At 64.3% G+C, this 14,075-nt stretch carries 18 protein-coding genes and 1 tRNA gene; 17 read left to right on the top strand and 2 right to left on the bottom strand.

Annotated features, from left to right (window positions below; translation table 11 throughout):
* Positions 1 to 86 precede the first annotated feature (86 nt).
* The 12 genes from QZ281_RS13635 (at position 87) to QZ281_RS13580 (ending at position 9,210) form a co-directional block, all read left to right on the top strand.
* The gene (locus QZ281_RS13635; RefSeq protein ID WP_292229236.1) at positions 87 to 446 is read left to right on the top strand and encodes a hypothetical protein; all 360 of its coding nucleotides are present in this window, start codon (positions 87 to 89) and stop codon (positions 444 to 446) included.
* Positions 447 to 460: 14 nt separating this feature from the next.
* Positions 461 to 2,107 (top strand): DUF3857 domain-containing protein, encoded by a 1,647-nt coding sequence (locus tag QZ281_RS13630; RefSeq protein WP_292229234.1) that lies wholly within the window; start codon positions 461 to 463, stop codon positions 2,105 to 2,107.
* A 121-nt stretch (positions 2,108 to 2,228) separates the two neighbouring features.
* On the top strand, positions 2,229 to 3,794 hold the full coding sequence (locus QZ281_RS13625; RefSeq protein ID WP_292229232.1) for a PAS domain-containing hybrid sensor histidine kinase/response regulator: 1,566 nt from the start codon (positions 2,229 to 2,231) through the stop codon (positions 3,792 to 3,794).
* A 94-nt stretch (positions 3,795 to 3,888) separates the two neighbouring features.
* Entirely contained in the window at positions 3,889 to 4,023 is a 135-nt protein-coding gene (locus QZ281_RS13620; RefSeq protein WP_292229230.1) for a hypothetical protein, read from the top strand.
* Between the two features lie 95 nt (positions 4,024 to 4,118).
* Positions 4,119 to 5,453, top strand: coding sequence for a hemolysin family protein (locus tag QZ281_RS13615; RefSeq protein ID WP_292229228.1), 1,335 nt, complete (start codon positions 4,119 to 4,121; stop codon positions 5,451 to 5,453).
* 95 nt (positions 5,454 to 5,548) lie between these two features.
* A tRNA-Trp gene (locus QZ281_RS13610) sits at positions 5,549 to 5,624 on the top strand.
* Positions 5,625 to 5,694: 70 nt separating this feature from the next.
* Complete coding sequence (gene secE, locus QZ281_RS13605; RefSeq protein ID WP_292229226.1) at positions 5,695 to 5,994, top strand: preprotein translocase subunit SecE; 300 nt, start codon at positions 5,695 to 5,697, stop codon at positions 5,992 to 5,994.
* Between the two features lie 31 nt (positions 5,995 to 6,025).
* Positions 6,026 to 6,601 carry a transcription termination/antitermination protein NusG gene (nusG, locus tag QZ281_RS13600; protein ID WP_201100555.1) on the top strand — a complete coding sequence of 192 codons (576 nt, stop codon included), beginning with the start codon at positions 6,026 to 6,028 and terminating at the stop codon, positions 6,599 to 6,601.
* Positions 6,602 to 6,692: 91 nt separating this feature from the next.
* Positions 6,693 to 7,082: an endonuclease domain-containing protein gene (locus tag QZ281_RS13595; protein WP_292229224.1), complete on the top strand. Its 390-nt coding sequence runs from the start codon at positions 6,693 to 6,695 to the stop codon at positions 7,080 to 7,082.
* A gap of 227 nt (positions 7,083 to 7,309) precedes the next feature.
* On the top strand, positions 7,310 to 7,741 hold the full coding sequence (rplK, locus tag QZ281_RS13590) for a 50S ribosomal protein L11 (RefSeq protein WP_292183138.1): 432 nt from the start codon (positions 7,310 to 7,312) through the stop codon (positions 7,739 to 7,741).
* A 3-nt stretch (positions 7,742 to 7,744) separates the two neighbouring features.
* Positions 7,745 to 8,434, top strand: a complete 690-nt coding sequence (gene rplA, locus QZ281_RS13585; protein ID WP_292229222.1) for a 50S ribosomal protein L1 — start codon at positions 7,745 to 7,747, stop codon at positions 8,432 to 8,434.
* Between the two features lie 137 nt (positions 8,435 to 8,571).
* Positions 8,572 to 9,210, top strand: coding sequence for a hypothetical protein (locus QZ281_RS13580; protein WP_292229217.1), 639 nt, complete (start codon positions 8,572 to 8,574; stop codon positions 9,208 to 9,210).
* 71 nt (positions 9,211 to 9,281) lie between these two features.
* On the opposite strand, the gene QZ281_RS13575 is transcribed toward QZ281_RS13580, so the two are convergent.
* Entirely contained in the window at positions 9,282 to 9,749 is a 468-nt protein-coding gene (locus QZ281_RS13575; protein ID WP_292229212.1) for a nuclear transport factor 2 family protein, read from the bottom strand.
* Positions 9,750 to 9,760: 11 nt separating this feature from the next.
* Entirely contained in the window at positions 9,761 to 10,369 is a 609-nt protein-coding gene (locus QZ281_RS13570) for an NAD(P)-dependent oxidoreductase (RefSeq protein ID WP_292229208.1), read from the bottom strand.
* A gap of 52 nt (positions 10,370 to 10,421) precedes the next feature.
* Between QZ281_RS13570 and QZ281_RS13565 the strand changes: the two genes are divergently transcribed.
* The 5 genes from QZ281_RS13565 to QZ281_RS13545 form a co-directional block, all read left to right on the top strand.
* A complete protein-coding gene (locus QZ281_RS13565) occupies positions 10,422 to 10,838 on the top strand; it encodes a helix-turn-helix domain-containing protein (protein WP_292229206.1) in 417 nt (138 codons plus the stop codon).
* 65 nt (positions 10,839 to 10,903) lie between these two features.
* Positions 10,904 to 11,986, top strand: a complete 1,083-nt coding sequence (locus QZ281_RS13560; protein ID WP_292229204.1) for an AI-2E family transporter — start codon at positions 10,904 to 10,906, stop codon at positions 11,984 to 11,986.
* 99 nt (positions 11,987 to 12,085) lie between these two features.
* A complete protein-coding gene (locus QZ281_RS13555; RefSeq protein WP_292229201.1) occupies positions 12,086 to 12,730 on the top strand; it encodes a DUF47 domain-containing protein in 645 nt (214 codons plus the stop codon).
* A 5-nt stretch (positions 12,731 to 12,735) separates the two neighbouring features.
* Positions 12,736 to 13,737, top strand: coding sequence for an inorganic phosphate transporter (locus QZ281_RS13550; RefSeq protein WP_292229199.1), 1,002 nt, complete (start codon positions 12,736 to 12,738; stop codon positions 13,735 to 13,737).
* The coding region (locus QZ281_RS13545) for an NUDIX domain-containing protein (protein WP_292229197.1) at positions 13,734 to 14,075 on the top strand (342 nt) is incomplete at its 3' end. The genes QZ281_RS13550 and QZ281_RS13545, both read left to right, overlap by 4 nt.

Below are 14,075 nucleotides of genomic sequence, written 5' to 3'. Positions count from 1 at the left end.
AGCGTACAGAGCGGCCCCCGGAGAAATCCGGGGGCCGTTTTGCTTTGCAGGAAAACACGCCATAGTTCCCTGCAGGGGGATTACAGATGGCATTTGAGGGAGAGGGCGCCAGCGAGGCGAAGCTGAGTTTCGCGCCCGCGCCGACGGAGTTTGCGTCGCGCGACATCGACATGAACGGGCGGGACGCCTTCGCCCTGACGGAGCGGGGCGTCTGCTACATTCTGTCAGAGACGTTGATCGATTTGAGCGGACCTGTGCAGGTGTTTCGGACCCGGCTGGTGCAGCAGGTCACCGGCAGCGATGGACTGCAACCGACAGCCAGTTTCGAGATCGTCTTCGATCCGGCGCACGAACGGCTGGTGATCCATACCGCCAGCGTCTTGCGTAATGGCGAGCGGCGGGGGCCGCCAGTCCGGCGGCGTTCGAGCTGCTGCGCCGTGAGCTGAACCTGGAACGGGCCATGTATGACGGGCGGCTGACCGCCCATATGATCATTCCCGACGTGCGGGTCGGCGACATCGTCGAGACGGCGTTTTCCATCATCGGCGCGAATCCGGCGCTGGGCGGAAGGTTCAGCCGGCGTCAGCAACTGCAATGGGCCGCCTATCTGGTGGAGGCCGACTTCCGTGTGCGCGCACCGGAAGATCGCGCTGTGGTCTGGCGGGACACTGGCGCTGCGCCGCCTGTCGAGGAGACGCTGGAGGCCGGGGTGCGGCAATGGCGCTGGCGCCAGAACGACATCCAGCCACTGGTCTATGATTCGGATACGCCTGCCTGGTGGATCGGCCATTCCGAGATCCATGTTGCGGACCGGATGTCATGGGGCGATGTCGCCGCCCTGTTCCGGGATTACTATCAGGCGCCGCCGGAGTTGCCGCCGACTTTGGCGGACGAGATCGACCAACTGGCCGAGCGCTTCACCACGCCTGCGGAGCGTGCGGCGGAGGGGCTGCGTTTCGTTCAACGCCTGTTGCGGTATCACTCGGTCGGGATGGGAGCGGGCGGCTTCAGGCCGCGCGCCATTGAGGACATCTGGGTCAGTCGATACGGCGACTGCAAGGACGCCTCGCGTCTCCTTACCGTCGTGCTGCAGCGCCTGGGTCTGGAGGCCTGTCCGGCGTTGGTGAATACGGCGACAGGGGCGGGGCTGAATGAGGCCATGCCGCACGCCACAGCCTTTGATCACTGTGTCGTGCGGGTCGAGGCGGAGGGAAAGGTCTGGTGGCTGGACCCGACGATGGCGCCGCAGGCCGGCAGCTTGTCACGTCTGACCCAGGTGCGGCCCGGCTGGGCCCTGCCGTTGCGGGGCGAGGCGCATCTGGAGCAGATCAAGGACGTAGAGCGGCAGCTTGTCTGCGAAACCTTTGAAGAGTGGACATTCGGGCGCAACGCCTCCGATCCGGCGGAGCTGAAGCTGCGCACCATCTATCGCAGCTGGCGCGCCGACGACATGCGGCGCTGGGGTGAGAACGAGGGCTTTCCCAGCGTCAGTCGACGGATGCGCGAAGGGCTGGAGCGGACCTATGGCGAAGTGTTCGAACGGGCGTCTCTGATATGGAATGACGACACCGCAGCGAATGAGGTCACGCTGATCGAACATTACAGCGTCAGCAAACCCTTCGCGGTCAATGAGGGCGGGGATGCGGGTGTGCGTTTCGAATCACTGGACGATGTGGTCGGACCTACCCTGGTCACCAGCGAGAGGGCGCGTCGCGTGCAGCCGATCCACATCGGCGCGCCGCGCACTGTGCGCGTCGAACGGGTGCTGAACTTCCCCATCAAACCGCAGATCACGCCGTGGAATCTGGCATTGAGCGGGCCGGGCGTCACCGGGCGGTCCCAGTTTGAGTGGCTGAGCCCCAAGCGCGGGCGAAACATCGTGGAGGTCGATGTCGAACAAAGCGTCGTCGCCGTCTCCGAGGTGGCCGCCTATTTCGCCTTCCAGCGTCGGATGCGCGCTCAGAACGGCATCAGTTTCGTGCTGGACACCCGCAAGGGGCGGCTGACGGAGAACCGCGCCGGGGAGACGACGTGGCGCAGTTGGGCCGTGGTCGGCGCCATTGTGGTGGTCCTGATTCTATTGCGAGTGGCGGCGTCCGGCACGTGAGCCCAATGGCCGGGAGCGGCCTTCAGGCACGTGTTTTTAATTTTTTCACTATGTTCGACCACAAGCTTGACTGTGCCGGGTCGCCCGAGGCGACGCTGTCTGTGTGGGCTTGAGGTGAGTAATGAGTGATATCGACTGGCCGGCTCGAGCGCGACTGTCTGCGGCGCTGGATCAGGCGGCGATCGTCGCCATCACGGATCGTGGCGGGCGGATTGTTTACTGCAATCAGAAGTTTGTCGATGTCAGTGGTTACTCGCAGGATGAGTTGATCGGCAAGACGCACCGGGTCGTCAACGGCGGCCATCACCCGCGCAGCTTCTTTGAGGCCATGTTCAAGGTGGTCGGGACCGGGGCGGTCTGGCGGGGGACTATCTGCAATCGCAATCGGAACGGCCAGGACTATTGGGTCGATACGACCATCATCCCGACGATGGACGCCAACGGCCTGCCGGAGTTCTACACCGCCATCCGGTTCGAGGTGACGGCCCATATCCAGGCGCTGAAGGATCTGGAGATCGCCAAGGCGCGGGTCGAGCAGGCCAGCGAGGCGAGGGACCTGTTCTACGCCAACATCAGTCATGAGGTCCGCACGCCGCTGAACGCCGTGCTGGGGCTGGCGTCCGCCCTGGAGCAGACGGAACTGACGGCGCGGCAGGCCGAGATGCTGGAGGTCATCCGCCAGTCGGGCCTGACCCTGAGCCGCCAGTTGGAGGATATGCTGGACCTGTCCAAGATGCGCTCGGGACAGTTCAGCCTGAGGTCCGCCCCCTATGATCTGCATGAGGCGGTCGAGGGGGCGATGGGACCGCACAGGGCGGCGGCCGAGGCCAAGGGGCTGGCGTTCGACCTGACGTTGGGCGAGGGCGTGGAGGGGCGGTTCGTCGGCGACGGCGCCCGCGTGGCCCAGATCGTCGAAACCCTGGCCTCCAACGCCGTGAAGTTCACTGATTCGGGCGCTGTGTCGGTCGAGATGGACGTGGTGCGCGATGCGGATGGCGGCGAGGCGCTGATGATCAGCGTGCGCGACACCGGCATTGGCTTCGATGACACGTTGGCCGCTGATCTGTTCGTACCCTTTGTGCAGGTGCACGAGGCGATATCGCGCCGGTTCGGCGGGACGGGACTGGGGCTGCCGATCTGCAAGACGCTGGCGGATCTGATGGGCGGCGAGATTTCCACGGAATCGACCGAGGGGCGGGGCAGCTGTTTCCGGGTGCGGCTGCCGGTCAGGCGGGTTCTGGCCGAGGCGCCGGAAGTCGTTGAGGTCGAGGCGGCAGACGCCGAGGCGTTGCGGGTGCTGGTGGTTGAGGACAATGTGCCCAATCAGATGGTGGTGCGCTGCCTGTTGGAGCCGCTGGGCGCCCAGATCGCCATCGCCAATGACGGGCGCGAGGGCGTCGAACGTTTTCAGGCCGAGGCGTTCGACGTGGTCCTGATGGATATGCAGATGCCGGTCATGGACGGGATCGCGGCGACCCAGGCGATCCGCGCCCTGGAACGGACCCATCATCGCCGCCGCACGCCGGTCGTGATGGTGACGGCCAATACGACCGAGGCGCATCACAGGCTGGCGGCGGAGGCGGGCTGCGATGGTCTGGTGGTCAAGCCGGTGACGCTGCAGACCTTGCTGGATGGGCTGTCGACCGGCATGGCGCGGTCCGAGGCTGCGCTGGCCGAAGCGGTCTGAAGGCCAGAGAAGTCGCTTTCTGCGCGAGTGATATTGCGCTGAACCTGGAACAGGTCCCTACATTCCACTGACGAATGTTAAGGATTTGGAAATCATGCGCCGCGCGGTTCACATCGGCCTGTTCATCGGCACTCTGCTGGGCATGAGCGCCTGCGCCAGCCAGTATGATGCGAACGGGCGCCCCGTGTCCGGCGCCTATGGCTCGGTCGAGGCGGGGCGCACAGGGTGAGGCTGAAAGGAAATCGTGGCGTAAAGCCTGTTCCTGCCCTAATATTGTTCTGCGGACGCCGTCTGTCGCGCCGCGTTGGTCCCCACACCCCTTAGATGTTACTCATCGCTATTGCCGTCGTTCTGCTCCTTGTGGTGCTCAACGGCCTGTTCGCCATGACCGAATTGGCGGTCGTCTCGTCGCGGAGGTCGAAGCTCCAGGCGAGGGCGGAAAGAGGGGATCGGGGCGCGCGGGCCGCCTTGAAACTGTCTGAAGAACCCACGCAGTTCCTGTCGGCGGTTCAGGTGGGCATCACCCTGATCGGCATTCTGGCGGGCGCCTATGGTCAGGCGACCATCGCAGGCGAACTGGACCGGATTCTGGAGCACGCCTTCCCGGCGCTGGCCGCCTACACCGAATTCTTTGCGACCGCCCTGGTGGTCGTGTGCATCACCTACGTGTCGCTGATCATCGGCGAACTGGTGCCCAAGCGTCTGGCCCTGATCTTCCCGGAGACGGTGGCGTCCAAGATGGCGGGACCGATCTCCAGCCTGGCGATCGTGCTGAAGCCGTTCGTCATTCTGCTGACAGCCTCGACCTCGGGCATTCTGAAACTGCTGGGCGTCAAGGACCGCGACGGTTCGGACGTGACCCAGGAAGAGGTGGCGACGATTCTGGCCGAGGGCACGTCTGCGGGCCTGATCGAGCCGGAAGAACAGGTGATGATCGAGGAAATCCTGCGTCTGGGCGACCGCCCGGTCCGGGTGGCCATGACCCCGCGTCATGACGTCTTCTGGATCGCGCTGGACGACCCCGAGGAGGTTCTGCGCGAGGAAATCCGCACCTGCCCCTATTCGCGCATCGTTGTGGCGCGTGAGAGCGACGTCGATAATCCGCTGGGCGTGGTCCACAAGAAGGACCTGCTGGACTCCCTGCTGACAGACGGCAAGTTCGACATCGAGGCTCTGGTTCAGGAACCGGCCTTCATCCCGCAGTCGACCTCGGTGCTGAAGGCGCTGGAGATCCTGAAGGGCTCCAAGGTCCACATGGCCTTCCTGGTCGATGAGTTCGGCGCCTTTGAAGGCGTGGTCACTGCGACCGACCTGTTGGAGATGATCGCGGGCGACTTCAACGAAGGCCATGACGAGGAGCAGGCCTGGATGCACCAGCGCGCCGACGGCAGCTGGCTGGTCGACGGCCAGACGGATCTGGACGACCTGGCCGACACCCTGGGCGAGGACTTTGGCGAGCACGAAGGCTTCCACACGGTCGCCGGGCTGATTCTGCACCAGATCTCGCGCGTGCCGGATGAGGGCGAGATTTTGCAGGTCGGTCGATTCGAGGTCGAAGTCGTCGATATGGACGACCGACGCATCGATAAATTGATCTTCAAGGAACTGGTGAAAGCCCAGGATGAGAAGGCCGCCATCGCCGCGCATCTAGAAGAGTAGGGGATGCGGCCAAAACGCCCTTGAAATACCGGGCGGTGTCGGGCATACGCCCCCCTCTGGCGAACGCGCGGACCGGAAGGTCAGTGCGGTTGTCTAGGAGTTTAGCTCAGCTGGTAGAGCACCGGTCTCCAAAACCGGGGGTCGTGGGTTCGAGTCCCCCAACTCCTGCCAATCACCCCTGTCGCTTCCGGGTGGGACTTCCCATCTGGGGCGACAGGAACAATTGTTTGAAGAGCAGCTGATGGCCAAGGCCAAATCCCCAGGCAAGCGGCCCCAGGCCAGCGCAAAACCGCAGACCGCTGCGGCAGGCGCCGCAATTGCGGTCGATGCGCCCGAGCCCAAGAAGCCGCGCCCGAGCGTGCCTCAGTTCATCGGTCAGGTGCGCGCCGAAGGCCGCAAGATCGTATGGCCCAGCCGCAAAGAGACCTGGATCACCTCGGTGATGGTCTTCATCATGGTCATCATCGCTGCGATCTTCTTCTGGATCGTCGACACCGGCCTCGGCTTCGCCTTCCGTTGGATCATCGGCCTCGGCTCGTAAGACGCCGCGCTCGTAAGGATAAAGAACCGTCATGACCGACGCAGCGCCCGCCAAACCGGCCAATCCGCGCCACAAGTGGTACATCGTCAACGCCTACTCGAACTTCGAAAAGAAGGTCGCCGAGCAGCTGCGTGATCAGGCCAAGCAACAGGGCCTGGAAGACGCCTTCTCCGAAATCCTGGTTCCGACCGAGGACGTCGTCGAGATCCGTCGCGGCCGCAAGGTGAACTCGGAACGTAAGTTCTTCCCCGGCTATGTGCTGGTGAAGATGGAGATGACGGACCAAGCCTATCACCTGGTCAAGAACACGCCGAAGGTCACCGGCTTCCTGGGCGCCGCGGGCGGCACCAAGCCCCTGCCGGTCTCGGAACGTGAAGTTCAGAACATCATCGGTCAGGTGGAAGAGGGCGTCGAACGTCCGAAGCCCACGATCCGCTTCGACATCGGCGAGAAGGTCAAGGTCATCGACGGCCCGTTCGCCAGCTTCGACGGTTCGGTCGAGAGCGTGGACGAAGAACACGCCCGCCTGCGCGTCGCCGTTTCGATCTTCGGCCGCGCCACGCCGGTCGAACTGGAATACGGCCAGGTGGAGAAGGTCGCGGGCTAAACCCCACGCACCCCAGAGATTTGAAGCCGCGCCTGGAAACGGGCGCGGCTTTTTTCTTGCTCTCCTCCCTGTTCGCGAAGCGAATGGGGAGGTGGATCGTCGGCGGCGCCGACGAGACGGAGGGGCCGAGGCGGTAGCGGACGCAAGAAGCGATGTACGCGCGCGGGAGATGCGCAGCGCCCTGACGCCGCCCGAGGCCCGGCTATGGACGGCGTTGAAAAGCCAGCAGATGGGCGTGCGATTTCGTCGTCAGCATCCAGTCGGGCCATATATTTTGGACTTCTACTGTGCATCGGCGAAGCTTGCGGTTGAGGTGGATGGAATGATCCATTCTGATCCCGAACAGGCGGCGCATGATGCGCGCCGAACGCGATGGCTGGCGGGCAGGGGGATTCGGGTCGTTCGAATCGAGGCGGTTCGGGTGAAGGACGATCTGGCTGCGGTGATTGATTTTCTTCATGTGGCGTTGTCGGGCCGCTAGAAGAGCCCCCTCCGTCACGGCGCAAGAGGCGCCGCGCCACCTCCCCATTGCTGCGCAAAGGGGAGGAGAGGGGTTTGGTTTGCCTTTCCCCGCCCCCTCCGCTATACGCGCGCCTTCGCTCGGCGGGTCTTCGGTCCGCGGAGCGGCAAATCCGTGGGAGGCAGCCATGCCGCACCACGGCTCACCGGCCCTGCGTTAGTTCGCCGGGTCATTCATAGGAGAGACCAATGGCCAAGAAGATTCTCGGCTATATCAAGCTGCAAGTGCCGGCCGGTTCGGCCACGCCTTCGCCCCCGATCGGCCCGGCTCTGGGTCAACGCGGTGTGAACATCATGGGCTTCTGCAAGGAGTTCAACGCACGCACCGAGAAGGAAGCCAAGGGCACCCCGCTTCCGACCGTCATCACCGTCTATCAAGACAAGTCGTTCACCTTCCTGACCAAGACGCCCCCGGCGACCTGGTACCTGAAGCAGGCCACCGGCCTGAAGTCGGGTTCGAAGCTGGTCGGCCGTGAAGTCGCCGGCAAGATCACCGTGGCTCAGCTGCGCGAGATCGCCGAAAAGAAGATGAAAGATCTGAACGCGAACGACCTGGACGCCGCGACCAAGATCATCGAAGGCTCCGCCCGCGCGATGGGCCTCGAAGTGGTGGAGGGCTAATCCATGGCTAAGCAAACCAAGGCTCAAAAAGCCCGCACCGGCGTCACGCAAGAGCTGCTGCCGTTCTCCGACGCCATCAAGCTGGCCAAGGAAAACGCCAAGGCCAAGTTCGACGAATCCCTGGAAATCGCGATCAACCTGGGCGTTGACCCGCGTCACGCCGACCAACAGGTCCGTGGCGTTGTGAACCTGCCGTCGGGCACGGGCCGTGACGTTCGCGTCGCCGTCTTCGCCAAGGACGCCAAGGCCGCTGAAGCCACCGCTGCTGGCGCTGAACACGTCGGCGCCGAAGATCTGTACGAAAAGATCGCTGGCGGCTTCATGGAGTTCGACCGCGTGATCGCGTCGCCGGACATGATGGCCCTGGTCGGTCGTCTGGGTAAGGTGCTGGGCCCGCGCGGCCTGATGCCGAACCCGAAGGTCGGCACCGTGACCCCGAACGTCGCCCAGGCCGTCAAGGACGCCAAGGGCGGTGCGGTCGAGTTCCGCGTCGAGAAGGCGGGCATCGTGCACGCCGGCATCGGCAAGACCTCGTTCACGCAGGACGCACTGGAAGCCAACGTCAAGGCTATCGTGGACGCTCTGGTCCGCGCCAAGCCGTCGGGCGCCAAGGGCACCTATGTGAAGCGCATCAGCCTGTCGACCACGATGGGCCCGGGCATCAAGGTCGATCCGTCGACCCTGGGCGCCTAAGCCTTAGAGACAAGCTAGACTGTTGAAACGGCGGGGAGAAATCCCCGCCGTTTTTTCATGGCCGGTAGTTTGTCTTGAGCCTGTTGCGGTTCGTGGGACATAAAGTCTGTTCCTCCAACTGAACTACGGGTGTCGCGTTGAAGAAACTGAGCTCCACACTGGCCGTGCTTGCTGTGCTTGGCCTTGCGGCGTGCGGCGACAAGCCGGCGAAGAACGACGCCGACACCACGGCTGACGGCGCGACAACCGCGCAGGCCGATGCAGGGGCCAAGGCGCCGAGCGCCGTTGCCGCCAATGTCGATCTGAGCCTGATCCCCGTTTCGACCGCGCCGCTGGGCGCCTTTCCCTATGTGGGCGCGCCTGCAGGCTATGGGGTGCGTGACGAGAAGACGATGGATCTGGCGGCCTATCCAATCTGGACCGGCGCCGGATTCCAGACGGTGGAGGGCAAGGTCCATATGGCCAGTTCCGCCACGCCGGAGGGCAAGACCTATTCACGTCTGGAGGTTCAGCGCAGCATCGATGAGGCCGTCAAGGCGCTGGGCGGGGTGCAGATCGCCAATGGCGAGGCGCCCAACCCAGCCATTGATGACCTGCCGCAGAGCCTGCGGTCGGATATGAATCTGGGCCTGATGATCATCTACGGCAATCCCATCAGCGCCTATGTCATCCGTCGCCCGGACAAGACGATCTGGGTTCAGGCCATCGCCGACGCCAGTCAGGTGGTCTGGACGGTCGTAGAGGCCCCGCCGCCGCCCGCACCCCCGGCGGGCTGAGCGTCGCCATGAAATGAAAACGGCCTCGGAGAGCGATCTTCGGGGCCGTCGTCTTTTGAAGAGTGGTGAAGTCAGTCGGCCTTCGAGCCGTCGAACATGGTGTTGCCGTTGGCCGTTGGCGTGGTGGGGACGGCCTGAATGACGTCGAAATGTTCAACGATCTTGCCGTTCTCGACACGGAAGATGTCGACGATGGCGCGACCCGGATCGCTGGGTGTCTCCTGCGAATGGACATGCAGGGCGACCAGATCGCCGTCCGCGATGACCCGGTGGATGGTGGCCCGTGACTGAGGATTGTCGCGGAAGAAGCCCTCGAAATAGCCGTAGAAGGCCGCCGCGCCGTTCGGGACGCCCGGATTATGCTGGATGTAGCGGTCGCCGATGTAGAGCCGCGCCGCCTCGGTCGGCTTATGCTGGTTGAAGGCCAGGTCGTAGAAGGCGGTGACGACGCGGGCGTTGGCTTCCTCTTGCGGGGTGCGGCTGCTGGAGGCGGCGGCCTGCCCGAAGGCGGCGACGGCGGCGATCAGCGATCTCTTCATTGGGGGAGCCCTCAGTAGGCCGCTGTGAAGCGGGCGCGGCTGTGTTTGTGCTGTTCCAGCTCATCGACCATGGCGATGGCGTAGTCGGCGAAGCTGATCTTGCTGTCGCCGTTGGCGTCAGTGACCAGTTGGTCGCCGCCCAGACGGAAATGACCCAGACGTGGGCCTTCCTCGATGAAGGCGGCAGGGGAGAAGAAGGTCCAGTCGATCTGGGTCTCGCCGCGCAGCGTCTTGAGGAAGTCGAGGCCGCCGACGGCGATAGGCTTCCATTCCGCCGGGAAGGCGGGCGTGTCGATCAGCAGCACACCGGGGGCGACCTCCAGGCTGGCGGCGCCGCCCGTGACCAGAAGGCGCGGCACACCTGCTGTCTTCAGCGCCGCCAGCAGGGCCTCGGCGCTGACATCGAAATGAAGGGCGCTGATGACCGCGTCGGAACCCTTGATCAGGTCGGGCAGGGCGGCGGCGTCGGAGGCGTCGCCCGCCACCGCCGTCACGCCAGAGGCCGTGGGAATGGTTTCGGGCTTGCGGGCGATGGCGGTGACGGTGTGGCCGCGTGCGGCCAGTTCCTTGGTGATCTCCGATCCGGCGCGACCGCTGGCGCCGAGGACTGCGACTTTCATGGAAGGCTCCTGTGGTATCCAATGGTGACTAGGTGTGCTACTGACTTCGACCATGCAAGACGGCACTTTCCACTCACCTGGTCACTCCGAAGAAACCGCGATGCGGGGCAATGTGTTCGCGTCCCAATGCCCAACGCGCCAGTTGCTGGATCGGATCGCCGATAAATGGAGCACCCTGATCCTGATCGCGCTGGGCGAGGGGCCGATCCGGTTCAATGAACTGAAGCGGCGCATCGAGGGCGTGTCGCAGAAGATGCTGAGCCAGACGCTGAAGTCGCTGGAACGCGACGGTCTGGTGTCACGCAGTGTCGTGGCGACCGTGCCGGTGACGGTGACCTATGCGGTGACGCCGCTGGGCCGGGGCCTGATCGCGTCGATGCAGGCGATGATCGACTGGGCCGAGACGCAGATGCCCGAGGTGGCCCAGGCGCAGGCCGACTATGACCGGCGCATTTCCGACCCATACTGAGTTTTTTGTCCAACGCGGCGAACCGTGGCGCGTGACCTGCGTTCTGACCCCACCTTGAAGGGGGCATGATGTTCGGTTTGGGTAAATCTAAGGGCGGTGCGGCCGCTGGTGGGCATGATCCGTGGAAGGGTCGGCTGGCGTTCGGCGCCATCGTTCTGGTGTCGGCCTATTTCGCCATTCAGCTGGTGGTGTCGCTGCAGACCCTTTGGCTGCTGATCTTCGGCGCCATTGTGGTGGCGGTGATCCTGCGGGCGCTGGCCGATCCTCTGGTGCGGTTCCTGAAACTGCCTGATCCGCTGGCGGTCTTCCTGTCCATGCTGATCGTCATAGGCGTGCTGGCGGGGGTGCTGGCCCTGTTCGGCGCGCAGATCTCCGAGCAGGTGACGACCCTGATCGCCATCGTTCCCCTGGGCTGGGCGCAGGTGCAGACCTGGATCGAGGCCCAACCCTATGCCGCGCAGGTGTTCGAGCAGCTTCAGAATCTGGGCAGCCGGGCGGGCGAGGCGCTGCAGTTCGCGCAGAAGTTCGCCATCGGCGCGGCAGCGGGCATCACGACCATGGTTCTGGTGCTGGTGGCGGGCGTCTTCCTGGCCATCGAACCGGCCAAGTCGCGCGAAGGCCTGCTGTCGGTGTTCCCGATGGATCGCCGCGACCGGCTGCGCGAAGTGCTGAACAGTTGCGGCAAGGCGCTGAAGGGCTGGCTGAAGGCGCAGCTGTTCTCGATGGTTCTGGTGGGGACGTTGACCGGGATCGGTCTGGCCATCATCGGCGTGCCGTCGGCGCTGGGGCTGGGGCTGCTGACGGGCCTGTCGCAGTTCGTGCCGATTGTCGGACCGATTGTCTCGACCATTCCGTCGGTTCTGGTGGGCGCGACGCAGGGCTGGCACACGGCGGTTCTGGCCGTGGTGGTCCACATCGTCATCTCGCAGCTGGAGAGCAACTTCATCACCCCGCTGGTGCAGAAGAATGTGGCCAACCTGCCGGTCGTGCTGGGCATCTTCGCCGTGGTGGGAATCGGCACCCTGTTCGGGCCGCTGGGCGTGCTGTTCGCCACCCCCATCGCCCTGGTGCTGCACACGATTGTAACCATGCTTTATCGCCAGGATGTGCTTGGAGATCCTGATGCAAAGGCGCCGGGCGAGCGATAAAGCGAACTGTCCGTGGTCTGAAAACTTGACGGCGCGCCCTGTATCCTTTTTTGGGGGCGCGCGGCCGCCCGAAGGCGTCGCCTGATCGGGGATAGTCGGATGCTGAGCTGGTTCCAGGCCTTGTTGCCCAAGGAAGACAATTTCTTCCGCCTGTTCGACGCCCATGCGGCGACCCTGACAAAGGGCGCCGAGGCCATGCGTCGGATGCTGGACGGCGGCGACGAAACCGAGAAATGGCGTCAGGACATCATCACCTATGAGAACGAGGCCGATGATGTGGCGCGCGAAGTGCTGTTCGCCGTGCGCCGCAGCTTCATCACCCCGTTCGACCGTTCCGACATCCGCGGCCTGACCAACTCGCTGGATGACGCCATCGACCAGATGCAGAAGACGGCCAAGACCATCGGCTTGTACGAGCAGCGCGAGTTCGAGCCGAAGATGCGCGAACTGGGCGACATCGCCGTGCTGTGCGCGGCCAAGACGGTCGAAGCCGTCAGCCTGCTGCCGGCCATGCGCAAGAACCACGAGCGCCTGAACACCCTGACCGAAGAAATCGCCGAACTCGAAAGCGACAGCGACACCCTGTACGACGAGGGCATGAAGGCGCTGTACGCCAAGCACCGCGAGGGCAACACCATGCCCTTCATCATCGGCGCCGAGATCTATGACCATCTGGAGAAGGTGATCGACCGGTTCGAGGACGTGGCGAACCGCATCAATGGCGTGCTGGTCGAGCACCTCTGATCGTCATGGATCACGCCCTTCTGATCCTGATCTTCCTGATCGGCGTCGCCATCCTGTTCGACTTTCTGAACGGGCTGCACGACGCGGCCAACTCCATCGCCACCATCGTCGCCACGCGGGTTCTGCCGCCGGTCTATGCGGTGGGGTGGGCGGCCTTCTTCAACTTCATCGCCTTTCTGTTCTTTGGCCTGCACGTCGCGGACACCATCGGGCGGGGCATCATCGACCCCAGCGTGATTTCGGATCAGGTGATCTTCGGCGCCCTGATGGGGGCCATCATCTGGAATGTGGTGACCTGGCTGCTGGGCATCCCTTCTTCCAGTTCGCACGCCCTGGTGGGCGGCCTGCTGGGTGCAGGCATCGCCAAGGCGGGCACAAGTGCGGTCGTGATCGCGGGCGTGGCCAAGACGGTCGCCGCCATCTTCCTGTCGCCCGCCGTGGGCTTCGTGCTGGCCCTGATGCTGGTGCTGCTGGTGTCATGGCTGTTCGTGAAGTCGAACCCGGCGTTTGCGGACCGGGTGTTCCGGGGGATGCAGTTCATCTCCGCCTCGGCCTATTCTCTGGGCCACGGCGGCAATGACGCCCAGAAGACGATGGGGATCATCGCCATACTGTTATATTCGCGCGGCATGTTGGGCGGAGAGTTCCATGTGCCGTTCTGGGTGGTGATCACCTGTCAGGCCGCAATCGCGCTGGGGACCCTGTTCGGAGGCTGGCGGATTGTTCACACCATGGGTTCGCGCATCACGCGTCTGTCGCCCCAGCAGGGTTTCTGCGCCGAGACGGGCGGGGCCATCACCCTGTTCGCCGCGACCAGCATGGGGATCCCGGTGTCCACGACGCACACCATCACCGGCGCCATTGTCGGCGTGGGCGCGGCCAAGCGGGTCTCGGCCGCGCGCTGGAACGTGGCGCGCAGCATCGTCACAGCCTGGTTCATCACCATGCCCGCAGCAGCGGCCATTGGTGCGGTCTTCTACTTCGTCGGCGGACTGTTCCTGACGTGAGCGGGGCGAATCCGAAACGCACGGTGCGGTCCGAGACGCGCCAGGTCGCAGCCCTGCCGTGGCGGCTGGACGACGGCGAGCGCCGCATCCTGATGATCACCTCGCGTGAGACGCGCCGCTGGGTCATTCCCAAGGGCGGTCGCATGGTCGGCAAGACTGATCCTGAAGCCGCCGCCCAGGAGGCGCTGGAAGAGGCTGGCGTGAAGGGCGAGATCGAGGGGCATTCCATCGGCGTCTTCCGCTACGCCAAGGGCATGAAGGACGGCGGCCAGCGTCAGTGCGTGGTTTCGGTCTATCCGCTGGAAGTGCTGATCCAACTGGGCGCTTGGCCGGAGGCG

The organism is Brevundimonas sp. (assembly GCF_018608325.1).
In the GTDB taxonomy this organism is placed as follows: domain Bacteria; phylum Pseudomonadota; class Alphaproteobacteria; order Caulobacterales; family Caulobacteraceae; genus Brevundimonas.
The sequence above is the reverse complement of the archived record's forward strand: the minus strand, read 5'-3'. Positions and strand labels throughout refer to the sequence as shown.